General features: G+C 72.7%; 10 protein-coding genes and 1 pseudogene. 8 read left to right on the top strand and 3 right to left on the bottom strand.

What is annotated here, in order from left to right; translation table 11 throughout:
• Window positions 1-26 precede the first annotated feature (26 nt).
• A complete protein-coding gene (locus tag ACZ7M3_RS15650; protein ID WP_472063717.1) occupies window positions 27-1,055 on the top strand; it encodes a PP2C family protein-serine/threonine phosphatase in 1,029 nt (342 codons plus the stop codon).
• Window positions 1,056-1,093: 38 nt separating this feature from the next.
• Here the strand turns inward: ACZ7M3_RS15650 and ACZ7M3_RS15645 are convergent, their stop codons facing one another.
• Window positions 1,094-1,762 (bottom strand): phosphotransferase family protein, encoded by a 669-nt coding sequence (locus tag ACZ7M3_RS15645; RefSeq protein ID WP_472063715.1) that lies wholly within the window; start codon window positions 1,760-1,762, stop codon window positions 1,094-1,096.
• Window positions 1,763-2,053: 291 nt separating this feature from the next.
• Between ACZ7M3_RS15645 and ACZ7M3_RS15640 the strand changes: the two genes are divergently transcribed.
• The 6 genes and pseudogenes from ACZ7M3_RS15640 (at window position 2,054) to ACZ7M3_RS15615 (ending at window position 8,368) form a co-directional block, all read left to right on the top strand.
• A complete protein-coding gene (locus ACZ7M3_RS15640; protein WP_472063713.1) occupies window positions 2,054-3,292 on the top strand; it encodes a prenyltransferase/squalene oxidase repeat-containing protein in 1,239 nt (412 codons plus the stop codon).
• Window positions 3,289-3,978: an SCO2322 family protein gene (locus tag ACZ7M3_RS15635; RefSeq protein WP_472063711.1), complete on the top strand. Its 690-nt coding sequence runs from the start codon at window positions 3,289-3,291 to the stop codon at window positions 3,976-3,978. Before ACZ7M3_RS15640 ends, ACZ7M3_RS15635 begins: the two co-directional genes overlap by 4 nt.
• A 24-nt stretch (window positions 3,979-4,002) precedes the next feature.
• Window positions 4,003-5,109, top strand: a pseudogene (locus tag ACZ7M3_RS15630) (CbiQ family ECF transporter T component); the annotation flags it as partial.
• Window positions 5,106-6,749 carry an ABC transporter ATP-binding protein gene (locus ACZ7M3_RS15625; protein ID WP_472063709.1) on the top strand — a complete coding sequence of 548 codons (1,644 nt, stop codon included), beginning with the start codon at window positions 5,106-5,108 and terminating at the stop codon, window positions 6,747-6,749. The pseudogene ACZ7M3_RS15630 and the gene ACZ7M3_RS15625, both read left to right, overlap by 4 nt.
• A complete protein-coding gene (locus ACZ7M3_RS15620; protein WP_472063707.1) occupies window positions 6,746-7,573 on the top strand; it encodes an ECF transporter S component in 828 nt (275 codons plus the stop codon). Before ACZ7M3_RS15625 ends, ACZ7M3_RS15620 begins: the two co-directional genes overlap by 4 nt.
• 378 nt (window positions 7,574-7,951) lie before the next feature.
• Window positions 7,952-8,368: an aggregation-promoting factor C-terminal-like domain-containing protein gene (locus ACZ7M3_RS15615; RefSeq protein ID WP_472063705.1), complete on the top strand. Its 417-nt coding sequence runs from the start codon at window positions 7,952-7,954 to the stop codon at window positions 8,366-8,368.
• A 133-nt stretch (window positions 8,369-8,501) separates the two neighbouring features.
• Here ACZ7M3_RS15615 and ACZ7M3_RS15610 read toward each other — a convergent pair whose 3' ends face one another.
• Window positions 8,502-10,238: a PE-PGRS family protein gene (locus tag ACZ7M3_RS15610; RefSeq protein WP_472063703.1), complete on the bottom strand. Its 1,737-nt coding sequence runs from the start codon at window positions 10,236-10,238 to the stop codon at window positions 8,502-8,504.
• A 269-nt stretch (window positions 10,239-10,507) separates the two neighbouring features.
• Here ACZ7M3_RS15610 and ACZ7M3_RS15605 point away from each other — a divergent pair, with 269 nt between their 5' ends.
• Window positions 10,508-11,218 carry a YoaK family protein gene (locus ACZ7M3_RS15605; protein WP_472063701.1) on the top strand — a complete coding sequence of 237 codons (711 nt, stop codon included), beginning with the start codon at window positions 10,508-10,510 and terminating at the stop codon, window positions 11,216-11,218.
• Between the two features lie 73 nt (window positions 11,219-11,291).
• Here ACZ7M3_RS15605 and ACZ7M3_RS15600 read toward each other — a convergent pair whose 3' ends face one another.
• Complete coding sequence (locus tag ACZ7M3_RS15600) at window positions 11,292-12,563, bottom strand: esterase/lipase family protein (protein ID WP_472063699.1); 1,272 nt, start codon at window positions 12,561-12,563, stop codon at window positions 11,292-11,294.
• Window positions 12,564-12,630: the final 67 nt, after the last annotated feature.

The following is a 12,630-nucleotide window of genomic DNA, read 5'->3' as shown; positions in this document are numbered from 1 at the left end:
ATCGGCCGGAGCGGCGGGAACGCCGGATGCTGCTCGCGCCGCTCGTCACCTGTCTGCTGATCGCCGTGCCGGATCTGCTCTTCGACCGGGTGCCGCCGCTCATCACCCTGCTGCTCATCGGCCCGCTGCTGGCCTGCGCCCGGCTCGGCGTCCGGCACACCGTGCTGGTGTGCTGCTGGTCGGCGGTCCTGGGCCTGGCCATGGGCATCGGCGACGACGCGGTGCCGAGCACCGGCTTCGGCATCCGCTGGGGCGGACTCCTCGTCGGCTGCGCGCTCACCGTGTACGCGGCCCGGCAGCGCGACCGCCTCCACGACCGGCTGGCGCGGGCCCACGAGGTGGCCCGGGTCACCCAGACGGCGATCCTGCGGCCCATCTCCCGTACCTTCGACGGCACCCGGGTCTGTACCCGGTACCACAGCGCCTCCCACGAATCGGCCGTCGGCGGCGACCTGTACGACGTCGCGGTGACGCCGTACGGCCTGCGGGTCATCGTCGGCGACGTACGGGGCCACGGCGTCGAGGGGCTCCGGCTGAGCGCCGACACCATCACGGCCTTCCGTGAACTCGCCTACACCTCGCCCGACCTGACGACCCTCACCACCGAACTCGACGCCCTCCTCACCCCCGAACTGGGCCCCGAGGACTTCGTCACCGCGGTGCTCGCCGAGTTCGCGCCCGGCGAGGTGCGGCTCGTCAACTGCGGCCATCCGCCCCCGCTGCGCTCCGGCCGACGCATCGAACTCCTCGAACCCCTCGTCCCCACCCCGCCGTTGGGCCTCGGTCCCGATCCGCTCCAGTACCGTGTACGGCTCCAGCCCGGCGACCGGCTGCTCCTCTACACCGACGGCCTCACCGAGGCCCGTGACGCGGAGGGCGCCCCGTTCCCCCTCCTCGGCGAGGCGGCGCTCGCCCTGCGCGAGCCGCTCCCCGACGAGGCCCTGCGAGCCCTGCACGCCCGCCTGCTCGCCCACACCGGCACCGCCCTCGCCGACGATCTCGCCCTGGTCCTGTGCCAGCCCACGGAGGCAACGGTTCCGGCACCCGTGCCATGACCGATGCCGTTGATGCGAGACTTCCGGCGCCAGATCGCTCAGTGCAGCAACGCCCGGATCAACTCTTCGGCATCACCGAGGAGTTGGACTTCATGTGCGCTCATGGTCGGATTGGCGGCCCGCCGCACCCGCGCCTCGACAAGCCCCTCCTGCGTCACCCGGTCCGTGTTCCCGTCGAGCATCGCGACCAGCGTCTCGCGGGCCAGCTCCGCGTAGACCTCACCGCCGACGGCGACCTGCGCGAGGATCACCGCGGACATGGCCCAGTCCAGGCCGGGCGGCCCGTCCTCGGCGTTGGACCAGTCGATGACCTTCGGGCCGTCCGTGGTGAGCATCACGTTGTCCGGGTGCAGATCCAGGTGCAGTACGCGGACGCCCGCGTCACCCGAACCCCGACCGGGCACGGCGTGCAGCGCGCGCAGCAGTCCGGCGAGCACGCCACCACCCTCCCGCGCGCCGATCTCCCCCGCCTCGAACGCCGCCAGCATGGTCGGCCCGGAAAGCCGCTCCATCACCATCTCGGTCCGGCTCGCCGCCCGCACGGCCGGCACCGGATACCCATGCCCCCGCACGTACTCCATCACCGCCGCCTCGGCCGCCGAGTCCCCCCACCCGTCCCGATCCCGCCGCACCACCCAGCCCCGCTCCCCCTCCACCTCGAAGACATCCGCCGAACGCCCCGAACCGAGCAGTCTCCCCGTACGCATGGCTCCGAACCTATCCACCCTCACAGCCGCTCCTCAGGCGATTCCTACGGGCCGGTACAGTGAGCAGGTCGTCATCACACCCGTACGCGGAGAAGCCGGTGCAATTCCGGCGCTGACCCGCAACCGTGAGCCACCCCCACAGGGGTGGCGAGCCGGATCGCCTCGTCCGGGACGTGACCGGCTCGTGCCATCGGCAGCCCGCCGGTGGCCGGCACCGTCGAGGGATACGGGGCCGGAGCCGCTCGGGGCCAAGCCTGCGCCCGGTGCTGCCCGGCTTCCGCAGGGAGAGTCATGATTGTTCGCCGCAGCGCCGCGGTACTGGCCGCCACCGTAGTGATCGGTACGGCCCTGGCCCCGGCCGCCGTGGCCGAGGGTGTCTCGCCCTCGCCCGCCCCGGCGATACCCTCCGGCCTCTACGGCACCTCCGACCCCACCTACGACGGCGTCTGGCGGCAGTCCCTCGCGCTGCTCGCCCAGCACACCGTCGGTGTGAAGCCCGCGGCGAAGGCCGTCGACTGGCTGACCGGGCAGCAGTGCGCGAGCGGGGCGTTCGCGGCGTACCGCGCCGACGCGTCGGCGAAGTGCGACGCCAAGACGATGGTCGACACCAACAGCACCTCGGCGGCCGTGCAGGCCCTCGCCGCGCTCGGCGGCCACGGCGGCGAGACGGGCAAGGCCGTCGCCTGGCTGAAGTCCGTGCAGAACGAGGACGGCGGCTGGGGCTACACGGCGGGCGGCCCGAGCGACGCGAACTCCACGTCCGTGGTGATCGGGGCGCTGGCGGCGATGGGCACCAAGCCGGCGGACGTCTCCAAGGACGGCAAGTCGCCGTACGACGCCCTCGTGAAGCTGTCGATCCCGTGCGGCGGGGCCGACGGGGGCGCGTTCGCCTACCAGCCGGACAAGAAGGGCAAGCTCGCGGCCAACGCGGACGCGACGGCGGCGGCCGTGGTCGGAGCCCTGGGCAAGGGCCTCGCCGGTGAGCCTCTGAAGCCCGCGGCCGACCCCGTCGCCTGCGGGAGCGCCGACAGCCCCGAGCGGGCGGCCCAGAACGGTGCCGCGTACCTCGTCGAGGCGCTCGCCAAGGACCAGCACCTCACCTCGGCGATGCCCGGCGCCAAGAACCAGCCCGACTACGGCAACACGGCGGACGCGGTCGTCGCGCTCGCGACCGCCGGTCACGGCGACAAGGCGGCCGACGCGATGCGCTGGCTGGAGACCCACTCCGCGCAGTGGGCCGCGCAGGCCGGCCCCGCCGCGTACGCGCAGCTCGTCCTCGCCGCCGACGCGGCGACGTTCGACCCGCGCGACTTCGGCGGCCAGGACCTCGTCAAGCAGCTCAACGCCACCGGCCCCGCGCCCGCGTCCCTCCCGGCCGAGCCCAAGGCTTCCGCGTCCGCGTCCGCCGAGGAAGCCGCGAAGAAGGACGACAGCGGCGTCAGCGTCTGGTGGATCATCGGCGTCGGTCTCGTCGGCGGCATCGGCATCGGCTTCCTGATCAGCGCCCGCAACAAGAAGCAGCAGTCGTGAGCCGCCGTCGGACGTGCGCGCTGGTCCTGTCCCTGCTCCTGCTCGTACTCGGCGGCGCGGGACAGGCCCGGGCCGTCGGCTACCGCTACTGGTCGTTCTGGGACCTGACCGGCGGGAAGTGGACGTACGCGACGCAGGGCCCGTCGACCGCGCGACCGTCCGACGGCGACGTACAGGGCTTCCGTTTCGCGGTGAGCGCGGACTCGCAGGACGCCTCCAAGCCGCGCGGCCACGCCGACTTCGCGTCCATCTGCGCGAAGACGCCCGCCCAGGCGGACCACAAGCGGGTGGCCCTCGTCATCGACTCCGGGACGGCCGCGGACGCCCCGGGCGGCGAGACACCGCCCGCACCGCGGTCGGTCTGCGCCCGCGTCCCCGCCGACGCGACCACGGCCGAGGCCCTCGCGACGGTCGCCAAACCGCTCCGCTACGACACCAACGCCCTCCTGTGCGCCATCGCGGGCTACCCCGGGACGGGCTGCGGCGAGCAGGTCGCGACGTCACGCACCACGCCTCCCACCACCGCGAAAGCCGACGCCGACGCCAAGGACAACGGCAAGGACAACGCCGACGCCACGTCCGAGCCGGCCCGGCACGGCCCGTCGCTGGGCCTGCTCGCGGGAGTCGTCGCGGTCGCCGCGCTCGGCGGGGCGGCAGTCTGGCAGACCCGCCGCCGCCGGCCCTGAGTACGGCGACCGACGATGACACGCGCGCCGAAGGCACACCGTTCCAACGCCCTCCCCCCAGGAGCCTGGTGGATCTGGGCCCTGGGCCTGGGCACCGCCGCCTCCCGCACCACCAACCCCCTCCTGCTCGCCCTCCTCATAGCCGTGGCCGGTTACGTGGTGGCCGCCCGCCGGACCGACGCCCCCTGGGCCCGCTCCTACACCGCGTTCGCCAAACTCGGCATCGCCGTCCTCGGCATCCGGCTGGCGTTCGCCGTCTTCCTCGGCTCGCCCATCCCGGGCACCCACCTCCTCGTCACCCTCCCCGAACTCCCCCTCCCCCACTGGGCCCAGGGCATCCGGGTCGGCGGCCGGGTCACCGCCGAGGGCCTGCTCTTCGCGCTGTACGACGGCCTGAAGCTGGCCACGCTCCTCATCTGCGTCGGCGCGGCGAACGCCCTCGCGAACCCGGCACGGCTGCTGAAGTCACTCCCGGGCGCCCTGTACGAGGCGGGCGTCGCGGTGGTCGTCGCACTCACCTTCGCGCCGAACCTGATCGCGGACGGCCGACGGCTGCGCGCCGCCCGCCGTCTGCGCGGCCGCCCCGACCGTGGGCTGCGCGGCCTGCTGCACGTCGGACTCCCGGTCCTGGAGGGCGCGTTGGAGCGTTCGGTCGCCCTCGCGGCGGCGATGGACGCCCGCGGCTACGGCCGCACCGCCGAGGTGGCGCCCGCCGTCCGCCGTACGACCACCGTTCTGACACTGGGCGGCCTGCTCGGCGTCTGCGCGGGCACGTACGGGGTGCTGACCGCCGAGGGCGGCACCTACGGCCTGCCCGTGCTGCTCGCCGGAGTGGCCGCGGCGCTCGGCGGGCTGTGGCTGGGCGGGCGCCGCTCGGTCCGCACGCGCTACCGCCCGGACGTGTGGGGCGTACGGGCCTGGCTGGTGACGGGCTCCGGAGTCGCGGTCGCCGCCGGACTGATCGTCTCCGCCGCGTACGACGCCGCGGCGCTGAGCCCCGGTGTCCTCCCGCTGACCGCCCCCGCCCTGCCCCTGTGGCCCGCGGCGGCGATCCTGCTCGGCCTGCTCCCCGCCTTCGTCGCCCCGACACCCCACTCGCGGGAACCCTCCACCCCCAAGGACCCCTCATGATCCGCTTCGAGGATGTCTCCGTGACGTACGACGGAGCTGTCGAACCCACCGTCCAGGGCGTGGACTTCGAGGTCCCGGAGGGTGAACTCGTCCTGCTGGTGGGGCCCTCCGGCGTCGGCAAGTCGACCGTGCTCGGCGCGGTGTCCGGACTTGTGCCGCACTTCACGGGCGGCACCCTGCGCGGCCGGGTCACGGTCGCCGGACGGGACACCCGCACCCACAAACCGCGCGAGCTCGCGGACGTGGTCGGCACGGTGGGCCAGGACCCGCTGTCCCACTTCGTGACGGACACGGTCGAGGACGAACTCGCCTACGGTATGGAGTCGTTGGGCCTCGCTCCGGCCGTGATGCGCCGACGCGTCGAGGAGACCCTGGACCTGCTGGGCCTGGCGGACCTGCGCGACCGCCCGATCGCCACGCTCTCCGGCGGCCAGCAGCAGCGCGTCGCCATCGGCTCGGTCCTGACCCCCCACCCACGGGTCCTGGTCCTCGACGAGCCCACCTCGGCCCTGGACCCGGCCGCCGCCGAGGAGGTCCTCGCCGTCCTGCAACGCCTCGTCCACGACCTCGGCACGACCGTCCTCATGGCCGAACACCGCCTCGAACGCGTCATCCAGTACGCCGACCAGGTCGCCCTGCTCCCGTCCCCGGGCGCCGCGCCGACGCTCGGCACCCCGTCCGAGATCATGGCCGTCTCCCCGGTGTACCCGCCGGTGGTGGACCTGGGCCGGCTGGCCAACTGGTCCCCGCTCCCCCTCACCGTGCGCGACGCACGGCGCAGGGCGGGGGCCCTGCGGGAGCGGCTCACGGAACTCGTCCCCAAGCCGAGGACCCCGGAGCCGAGGACCCCGCGGCCGACAGCCCCGCGGGCGTCGGTTCCACAGGCGACGGCCCCGGCCTCGATCGAAGCCCTCGCCGTCCGCCACGGCCGCGTCGAGGCGCTCCGGCGCGTCGACCTCACCACCACCCCCGGCGAGATCATCGCGCTGATGGGCCGCAACGGGGCCGGGAAGTCCACCCTGCTCGGCACGCTGGTCGGACTGGTCGTACCGGCCGCCGGTTCGGTCCTGGTCGGGGGCGCGGTCCCGCACCGGACGGCACCACGGGACCTCGTACGCCGGGTGGGTCTCGTACCGCAGGAACCGCGCGACCTGCTGTACGCCGACACGGTCGCCGCCGAGTGCGCGGCGGCCGACGAGGACGCGGGGGCCGAGCCCGGTACCTGCCGGGCCCTGGTGTCCGAGCTGCTGCCGGACATCGGGGACGTCACCCACCCCCGTGATCTGTCGGAGGGGCAGCGGCTGGCGCTCGCGCTGGCCGTCGTCCTGACGGCCCGCCCTCCGCTCCTGCTCCTCGACGAACCGACCCGCGGCCTGGACTACGCGGCGAAGGCCCGTCTGGTCACGGTCCTGCGCGGCCTGACCGCCGAGGGTCACGCGATCGTCCTGGCCACCCACGACGTGGAACTCGCCGCCGAGCTCGCGCACCGTGTCGTCGTCCTCGCGGACGGCGAGATCGTCGCCGACGGCCCCACGGCCGAGGTGGTCGTCGCCTCCCCGTCCTTCGCCCCCCAGGTCACGAAGGTGCTCGCGCCGCAGCCGTGGCTCACGGTCACCCAGGTCAGGGAGGCCCTCGCATGACGCCGGTGGAAGCCCGGCTCCGGATCAAAGCCGTCCGCCTCGGCCCCCGCTCCCTCGCCGCCCTCTGCCTCGTGAGCGCCGTCGGGGTCGCCGGGTTCGGCTGGCCGCTCTTCGCCGATCCCAGCTCGCAGGTCGCCGCGCACGCGCAGGACGCGCCCTGGCTGTTCGCTGGGCTGCTGGTGCTGCTCGTCGCCGTCGTCATGGCGACGATCTCCGAGTCCGGGCTCGGCCCGAAGGCGGTGGCCATGCTCGGGGTGCTGGCCGCGACCGGCGCCGCGCTGCGGCCGATCGGCGCCGGGACGGCCGGGATCGAGCCGATGTTCTTCCTGATGGTGCTGAGCGGCCGGGTGCTCGGACCGGGGTTCGGATTCGTACTCGGGTCCGTGACCATGTTCTCCTCCGCGCTGCTCACGGGCGGGGTGGGTCCGTGGCTGCCGTTCCAGATGCTCGCGATGGGCTGGTTCACGATGGGCGCCGGGCTGTTGCCGGGCCCCGACCGGCTGCGCGGGCGCGGGGAACTCGCCCTGCTCGCGGCGTACGGGTTCTGCGCCGCGTTCGCGTACGGCACGGTCATGAACCTGGCCGGCTGGCCCTTCATGGGCGCGCTGGCCTCGAACGTCGCCTTCGACCCGCATGCCGACGTGACCGCCAACCTGGCCCGTTTCCTCGCCTACTGTCTGGCCACCTCCCTCGGCTGGGACCTGGGCCGGGCCGTCGTCACCGTCGTCCTGACCCTCGCGCTCGGCGCGACCCTCCTCAAGGCGCTGCGCCGGGCGACGCGGCGGGCCGCCTTTGAGACCCCGGTCACCTTCGAACCCCGGTGACGTGCGACCCAGGTCACACCACACGGACGCGCCCCGTAGCCACCCGCACACCTTCCGCCAGTCGCGGAGTGAAGCAGCCCATAGGACCCACGTCACATACGAAGCGGGCTAGTAGTCCCGAAGGCCTGGCATGCGCGCGTCGTCAACCCCTCTGACCTGGGGTTTGAGACCCAGGTCACACAAGGGACGTTTCCCCTGGATGCGACCACCACTAGTAAAAGGGGTCATTGCGGACACCCCCCTGAGCCTGTTTCTCTGAAGCAGTCGCAAGGCGCCACGAACCCCTCCCGGGTCGCGGCGCCGATGTACGCCTCCACCACACGTCGTGTGGAACAGGGCGCACCGCGACGGCCCTGTTCCCGAAGAGAGGTTCTCCGCGTGTCCGTCTCCTTCATCCGCAACATCGCCGCTTCCCCGAAGAAGGTCCTCACCACCGCCGCCGTGGCTGCCGCCGCCACCGGCATGGTCCTCGCCGCGGCGCCCGCTCAGGCCGCCACCGGCCAGGCCTCCTCCGCCCAGGCGATCGCGCACAAGATGATCCCGGACGCCGCGCAGTTCAGTGCCTTCAGCAAGATCGTCGAGCACGAGAGCGGCTGGAACGCCAGCGCCACGAACTCCTCCTCCGGCGCCTACGGCCTGGTCCAGGCCCTGCCCGGTTCGAAGATGTCGGCCGCCGGTTCCGACTGGAAGACGAACCCCGCCACCCAGATCAAGTGGGGGCTGGACTACATGAACTCCCGCTACGGCAGCCCGGCCGCCGCCTGGAACTTCTGGCAGGCCCATAACTGGTACTGAGTGGCCCACCGGTGACCCCCGGCGCCACACGGCACCCGTATACGCGAAGGCGGCGGCCCCCCGATCCCCGGGGCCGCCGCCTTCGCCATGCCCACCGAACATCGAACGAACCGGCCTACCCAGCCTGCTCGGTCTACTCAGCCTGGTCGGTCTGCTCGGTCTGCTCGTAGAAGTGCTGCCGTCGGCCGACGAGCCGCTCGTACATCTTCCGCTGCTCGGCGATGTCGTCCTTGTTCTTCTCCAGCTCGTCGAGCCACTCCCGCTTGATCTGGTCCAGGAACGCGCGCCAGTCCCCGCTTCCCTGGGCCTTCCCCAGCTCCCGCAGCTCCACCAGGCGCTCGTTGTGCTTCAGCCCGCCGGTGCCGACCTTGTCCCCCTTGTGACCGTGCAGGACCGACTCGGAATTGGCCGTGGCCTCGGTGGACCGGGCGTTGTGCACATAGCCGACCGGGCTCTCGGCATGGGGTTTGATCGTCTCGATGCCGACCAGCAGGGAGCCGTCCTTAGCGGCGGTGGGCGGGGTGAGAATCAGCAGCATGTGACCGTACGAGCCGTTCGGCAGGACCACGTCGCCGTTCCAGTCCCGCGAGCCGAACCCGCCGCCGGAGATGTCCATGCCCATGAGCTGCGGACGCTCGGGCCCGACATGGGGCACGGCCGGCGTCAGGAAGTTCGTGACGGACGCGCCGATGCCGCCCTGCTCCTGGAACTTGCCCGGCTCGCCCCCCTTCTTGTTCTTCTCGATGGCGGTGCGGTGCGTGGCGAAATCGCGCTTGTCGACGAACCCCGCGCGTCGGCCCCCGTCCGTGACGCCCAGGAAGTCCGTCAGCGACTGGGGCGACTCGCCCGCGCGCAGGGCGGGGATGCGGATGTTGACCCGGCCGCCGTGGGCGAGCGCCCGCACGACGTCACCCTCGCGGTAGTCGACATGCGCGGCCACGCCCGCCCCCGGGTCGTAGGTCTTCAGTCCGTGCTGGAGCAGGAGCAGGACGGAGGTGAAGACGTCACGGGCCTTCGCGTCCTTCGCCGCGTGCTTCACCGTCTCGGCCTTGCCCGCGTCGGGGTGGAGGCGTTCGGACGGGAGTCCGGCCGGGTGCAGGGTGTCGACGGCGGTCTGCCGTATCTGCTCGTCCCGCTCGGCCAGCAGGGTCTGCTTCTCCTCGCCCGAGCCCCCGGGAGCCTTGGTGGTCATGAAACGGCCGAGGGTGTAGTCCGGGGCGATCGGGGTGGGCGCGCCCGCCGGACGCGTGCCCGGCGCGTGCTGCTGGAAGGCCAGGGTCGCGGCGAGGATGCGCTTGCCCGGAAGGTTCCGCAGCCAGTCCTTGTGGTCACCCTTGATGTAGTCCTCGGACTCCTTGAAGGTGCCGATACCCACCTTCGCGAGCCACTGGGGGTTCAGCTGGGAGAGCGTCCTGATGTCCTCCAGGTCCTGGGCGCCGAACAGCTCGCCGCTGATCACCCGCCGCTCCAGGGTGCGCTTCAGGCGCGCGGGCCCGTCCGGCATCCAGTGCTCCGGCCACCACGTGCCCGGCGCCAAGGGGTTCACCTTCATCTTGGCCACGACGACATGGCCCTCGATCGACCGGCTCAGCCGTGTGATCACGGCCGCGCCCTGGTCCTCCCGGCCGGACTCCTCGGCGGCGGGAGGCGCGCTCGTGCTCGACTCCCCCACCCGCTGCACGGACACGGACGCCGCCCGGTTGCCGGCCGTGCGCTGGATCGCCGCCATCTCGCCGGGCGTCCTGGGCGTGGCGTCCGACCCGGTCCGGACCTGGTGGGGGCCCGGGGAGACCGGGCGTGGCAGGGGCGCGGTACGTGCCGGTGATCCCACCCGTGGGCGCCCGCCCTCGCCGTGCTGCCGCCTGTCCATACGCCCCTCCACCCACCTCTTCATCCACCGGGCTCCCGTCGTACGCCTGAGCGCCCGCTTCCGTTGTCCCCAGAGGTATAAGGAGCCATGGTGACTCCGGGGCACACCCGGGCGGAAGGACACCAGGGGCACCGCGGAGGACCTCACGGGCACGGCTGCCCCGGGGGCGCGGCGCACCGGACACGCGGGGCGCCCCGGTGTCCGGGAGTCCCCCCGCGTCCGTGGTGGACTTGAGCACACCGTGCCCGCCACCTCCCCCCGGAGCCCCCATGAGCGAACAGAGCGCGGAGGGCGCCGGGAACACCGGGCCACGGCCCGCCGACCCCGAGGCGCGCGGAGTGCGTCTGGTGGTGGTGCTGCTGTCGCTGACCGTGGTGAGCGGGCTGATCGACGCGGTGAGCTATCTCGGACTCGGGCACGTCTTCACGGCGAACATGACCGGCAACGTGGTGGTACTCGGCTTCGCCGCGGCCGGCGCCCCCGGCTTCTCGATCCCGCACACCTCGACCTCGCTGGCCTGCTTCCTGGCGGGCGCCGCGGTCGGGGGCCGGATCGCGGGGCGGTTCGGCGGCGGTTCACGCAGGACCTGGGCCCAGGTCACGCTCACCGCGGAGGCGGTGTTCGTGGGCGCGTCCGCGGTGGTCGCCTTCGTCGCGCCGGGCGCCACCGCGACCACCTACGCCCTGATCGCCCTCACGGCCTTCGCGATGGGCCTGCGCAACGCGACGGTCCGCAAACTCCGTGTGCCGGACCTCACGACCACCGTCCTGACGATGACCCTGACCGGCCTCGCCTCCGAGTCCGCGATCGGCGACGGCTCGGGCCACCGCTCCCCCCGGCGTACGGCGGCCGTCATCGCCATGGTGGCGGGCGCGACGCTCGGCGCGTGGCTGGTGATCCACCACGGCCTGGGCATCCCCCTGCTGCTCGCGGCGGCCCTGGCGGGTGTGCTGGCGGTGGCGACTTCGGGGCGGGAGTGAAAATGACCCGGCCGCGGCAGCACCACTGTGCTGCCGCGGCCGGGCGGCTGTGCTCGTCACGGATCCCGGCGGACTACAGCCGGTCGAGGAGCCACTCGCACAGTTCTTCGGTGATCTTGGTGTGGCCCTCGTTCTGGGAGGCGCACAGGAACGCGTCGAGTTCGCTCTCGTCGGGGTCGAGGGCGTCGATGTTCGTGTTCAGCAGGGCGGTGGTGTCCAGGTCGCGGACGGCCACCGCGCTGACCGAGGGCACGAAGCAGATCTCGGGGATCGGGGCCACGGCGCTGCCGGGGATCAGCTTGTTGATGGTGTTGGCGGCGATGCCGAAGGACTCCAGGGTGCCGCCGGGAGCCCCGTCGATCTCCGGGAACCCGTCGGTGGTGATCGTCTCGTCCTTCCCGAAGTTCGCCTTCAGTTCGGCGACCACGGCGTCGTCGCCCTCGGACTGGGTGTAGATGGTGGTGCCGGGGAACAGAATCCCGGTGGCGCGGAACGCTTCCGCGCCGGCCTCGATCCCCGTGCCCCGACCGTTCCCGGTGCCGTTGGCGACACCGATCTTCCGCGGAATCATCGGCCAGCCGCCGACGCGGTCCAGGGCGGCGAGGAACTCGGTACGGGCCTTGTCCTGCCCTGGAGTGCCGTCCACCGTCTCGATGTGCCGCCACATCAGCTCGCGGGAGGCCGGGCTGTTGATCTGGTCCGACAGCGCGCTGTTGGCCGGGTTGCCGCGCTTGATGTAGTGCGCGAACGCCTGCAGACCGATCGGCACCCACGCGCCGCGGTGGGGGCTGTCGTAGGAGAAGTACATCCCGGTCTGGTGGTCCATCTTCTGGGTCTCCATCCGCGCCAGGGCATAGCGCGTGACCAGACCACCCATGCTGAACCCGCCGACCACCAGCGGCTCCTTGCCCGTGCGCTCGTCGATCAGCCTCGTGATCGCCTCGATCACGTACCCGGCGTTGTCGAGGATCGACGCGGAACGCTCCCCGTAGCCGAAGATGACCGCGTCCCGCCCGCGCTCGTGCAACTGGCTCATCAGCGGGTACTCGCCCCGCTCGAATCCGTCGTAGAGCTCGTCCAGACTGCTCGGCCCCACATTGAAGCCGTCGGACATCAGCACCGGCCGCCGCACACCGCGGTGGCCCTTGCCGTAGTACACCCAGGCCATGCCGTCGTAGACCGGCACGTAGCCTTCCTGGCCCTCCTCGTCGGCGTTCAGGTGCCGTCCGAAGTGCCACGTCTCGTCCGGCGCCGGGGCCGGTGGCGGCTTCGGCTGGTCCAGCGGGGCCATCAGCCCGATCGAACCGACGTACTGCTGCTCGCGGGCCGCCTTCTCATTGCTCACTGCGGTCGATCCCCTTCCTTCGGGCCGCACGAAGACCCCGGGGACCAACGCCCCCGGGGTCGTGCGA

The organism is Streptomyces sp. NPDC111656 (genome assembly GCF_055656965.1).
The sequence above is the reverse complement of the archived record's forward strand: the minus strand, read 5'-3'. Positions and strand labels throughout refer to the sequence as shown.

Coding starts and splice junctions, on each gene's coding strand:
- ACZ7M3_RS15610 (WP_472063703.1), bottom strand. CDS start 10,238: ATGGACAGGCGGCAGCACGGCGAGGGCGGGCGCCCACGGGTGGGATCA.
- ACZ7M3_RS15605 (WP_472063701.1), top strand. CDS start 10,508: ATGAGCGAACAGAGCGCGGAGGGCGCCGGGAACACCGGGCCACGGCCC.
- ACZ7M3_RS15640 (WP_472063713.1), top strand. CDS start 2,054: ATGATTGTTCGCCGCAGCGCCGCGGTACTGGCCGCCACCGTAGTGATC.
- ACZ7M3_RS15620 (WP_472063707.1), top strand. CDS start 6,746: ATGACGCCGGTGGAAGCCCGGCTCCGGATCAAAGCCGTCCGCCTCGGC.
- ACZ7M3_RS15645 (WP_472063715.1), bottom strand. CDS start 1,762: ATGCGTACGGGGAGACTGCTCGGTTCGGGGCGTTCGGCGGATGTCTTC.
- ACZ7M3_RS15650 (WP_472063717.1), top strand. CDS start 27: ATGCTGCTCGCGCCGCTCGTCACCTGTCTGCTGATCGCCGTGCCGGAT.
- ACZ7M3_RS15625 (WP_472063709.1), top strand. CDS start 5,106: ATGATCCGCTTCGAGGATGTCTCCGTGACGTACGACGGAGCTGTCGAA.